The sequence below is a fragment of the Ruminococcus sp. genome, from assembly GCF_017650195.1.
Taxonomy (GTDB): Bacteria; Bacillota; Clostridia; order Oscillospirales; family Ruminococcaceae; genus Ruminococcus.
In genome coordinates, this window is record NZ_JAGCFH010000166.1 from 1 (window position 1) to 2,962 (window position 2,962).

Sequence of the window (2,962 nt, forward strand, 5' to 3'; positions counted from 1 at the left end):
CTTGGACTTGTAACTGCAGATGAAATTTCGGATATCAAAGATAAGCTTGATCGGCTTGGAGAACTTGCTGAAAGATATATTTGTATAGATAAGCTTATCGAATTTGAAAATGTTGCTCTTCCCAAATTTACCGCTCCGTTGATACCACGATTCCCAAATAAACCAGTTATTGCGGTAGCACGTGACAGTGCTTTCTGTTTCATCTACAGTGAAAACATTGAACTCCTTGAAAAAATGGGATGTAGAATTGAATACTTCTCTCCGCTTACTGATAGTGCTGTCCCTGATGCTGACGGTCTTATTCTTAGCGGAGGTTATCCTGAACTCTATGCCTCTGAGCTCTCAGCTAATACTGCGATGCTTGAGAGTGTAAGAAAGTGTATTTCTGGAGGTATGCCTACTATTGCGGAGTGCGGAGGGTTTATGTATCTGCATAAAATTCTGACAGACAAAAATGGAGTATCTCACACAATGGTCGGTATTATAGACGGTGAGTGTAAACCTACTTCGGGACTTCGAAGATTTGGATACATAACTATGTATCCTGAATGCGAAAGTATGCTTTGTATGTCAGGAAAAAGCGTAAAAGCTCATGAGTTTCATTATTTTGAAAGTACATCATGCGGAGAAGCATTCACTGCCCAAAAGATTGATGGCAGGACTTGGAAATGCTGCCATGTGAGTAATTCTCTTTATGCAGGATTTCCTCATATCAATTTTCTCTCAGATATTTCGCTTGCGGAACGATTTGTGATGAAATGCGTAATTCATGGTGAAATAAATGTATAGGATAAATAATATTGGACCACCTGATATGGTCTCTTATCATGCTGCTAAATCACGCTGGGACAGTATTGCAAAGCCTCTTGGTAGTTTTGGACTTCTAGAGGAAATGGTTCAGAAGATTGCTTCTGTTCAAGGAACTGCAGACGTTGCTTTATCAGTGCGTACTGCTGTAGTTATGTGCGGTGATCATGGTGTTGTATGCGAAGGAGTTACTCAGTGTGGGCAGGATGTTACTGCAGAATGTGCAACTGCTATAGCTGAGGGACGTTCAAATATAAATGCTGTTGCAAGAGCGTTTAATATAGATGTTATTGCGGTCGATGTAGGAATAGCAAGTGATGTTGATTGTGATGCCCTGGTAAGTAAAAAAGTAGTTTATGGTACTGATGATATCGCGCTTGGTAACGCTATGACAAAAGAACAGACTGAACATGCGATATCTATTGGAATGGATATCGTTAAAGATCTTAAAAAACGCGGAACTAAGCTTATTATTACAGGAGAAATGGGAATAGGAAATACAACTTCTACTGCCGCAATTGCATCAGTAATTCTTGGAATTTCTCCTGAAAAAGTCACCGGCAGGGGAGCTGGACTTACATCTGAGGGACTTCATAAAAAAGTGAATGTTGTAAGACGAGCTATTGAGGTCAATAATCCTTCAGCTGATAAACCTCTTGAACTTTTGCAAAAGCTTGGCGGTGCTGAAATTGCAGCTATGACCGGCCTTTTCCTGGGAGGTGCATACTATCATGTTACTGTCGTTGTTGACGGTGTGATATCAGCTGCTGCTTGTGCAATTGCTTGTTCTGTGCAGCCGGTTTGCCGTGAGTATATACTCGCGAGCCACTGTTCAGGGGAGCCGGCAGGTGAAGGACTCCTAAATTTCTGTGGATTGAAAGCTCCTATAAATGCAGGCTTGCGTCTTGGAGAAGGAACAGGTGGTATTCTGCTTGTGCCTCTTCTGGATGGGGCACTTTCACTTTATAATAATTCTCATAGATTTGATGATACTGGTATAGAAAGGTATGTTGAGCTTAAATGATTACTCTCATAACAGGCGGCTCAAAATGTGGTAAATCGAGTTTTGCCGAGAGAATGCTTGAAAGTTTCATCGGCAGAAAAATATATATCGCTACTATGCGTCCTTTTGGTGATGATGCCTTTGAAGCTATTGAACGTCACCGTGTAATGCGTGATGGAAAAGGATTTGAGACGATCGAGAAATATACTGATATTCATAAGATATCACTAGATTCTAATTGTGCAGTGTTACTCGAATGCGTTGGAAATCTGTGCGCGAATGAGATGTTTTCAGGTGATGTTATTTGCCAACCAAATGATAAGATAGTAAACGGAATAAGAACTCTTTCACATAGCGTTTCAGATATCGTTGTCGTATCTAATCAGGTAGGATGTGATGGTATCAGTTACTCTGATGGTACTTCATCTTTTATACGTTCCATGGGTGAGATCAACCAATCTATTGCCAGAATCGCAGATAATGTAATTGAGTGTGTTTATGGTATCCCGGTTCTTCTGAAAGGAGAAATGCCATGCTGAGATCTCTTCTATCTTCTTTTATGATGTACTCAAGGATTCCAGTGCCTCATGTCGATTGGAAAGAAGAGAACCGTCGTTACGCACTCGGTTTCTTTCCGCTTATCGGTGTGGTGACCGGAGGTTTACTTATATTATGGAGGCTGCTGTGTGACAGGCTTGATATTGGACAGTTTCTGTTTGCTGCAGGTGCAACATTTCTACCAGTACTCGTTACAGGTGGTATACATCTTGATGGATTCTGTGATGTTAATGATGCGAGGTCGTCATTTGCTGATAAGGAAAAGCGGCTTGAAATCATGTCTGATCCTCATATTGGTTCTTTTGCAGTTATTAAGTTATGTCTTTATCTTATCGTTCAGACAGCTCTTTTTTCACAGGTCATGACGATACGTGAGACTACTGTTATTGCTTGCTCTTTTGTTCTTTCACGAGCACTCAGCGGTCTCAGTGCAGTGACATTCAAGGCGGCAAAAAAGAATGGAACACTTCAAAGTTTTGTGCGTCCAGCTCATAAGCTTATAACTGTCATAATGGAATCTGTTTTTATTGCGGCAAGCATTATTGCTATGGTTTTTATATTACCTGTACATGGTACATCTGGGGCTCTTATTTC

Annotated in this window: 3 protein-coding genes and 1 pseudogene; all 4 read left to right on the forward strand. The window is 40.8% G+C overall.

The genetic code is table 11. The features are described from left to right. A pseudogene (locus J6U00_RS07800) lies at positions 1-789 on the forward strand (cobyrinate a,c-diamide synthase); the annotation flags it as partial. Further along, on the forward strand, positions 782-1,831 hold the full coding sequence (gene cobT, locus J6U00_RS07805) for a nicotinate-nucleotide--dimethylbenzimidazole phosphoribosyltransferase (protein ID WP_296580772.1): 1,050 nt from the start codon (positions 782-784) through the stop codon (positions 1,829-1,831). The pseudogene J6U00_RS07800 and the gene cobT, both read left to right, overlap by 8 nt. Continuing rightward, positions 1,828-2,349, forward strand: a complete 522-nt coding sequence (locus J6U00_RS07810; RefSeq protein ID WP_296580774.1) for a bifunctional adenosylcobinamide kinase/adenosylcobinamide-phosphate guanylyltransferase — start codon at positions 1,828-1,830, stop codon at positions 2,347-2,349. The genes cobT and J6U00_RS07810 overlap by 4 nt, the downstream gene beginning before the upstream one ends. Beyond that, positions 2,343-2,962, forward strand: a 620-nt coding sequence (locus J6U00_RS07815) for an adenosylcobinamide-GDP ribazoletransferase (RefSeq protein WP_296580776.1), incomplete at its 3' end; no start/stop codon positions are given. The genes J6U00_RS07810 and J6U00_RS07815, both read left to right, overlap by 7 nt.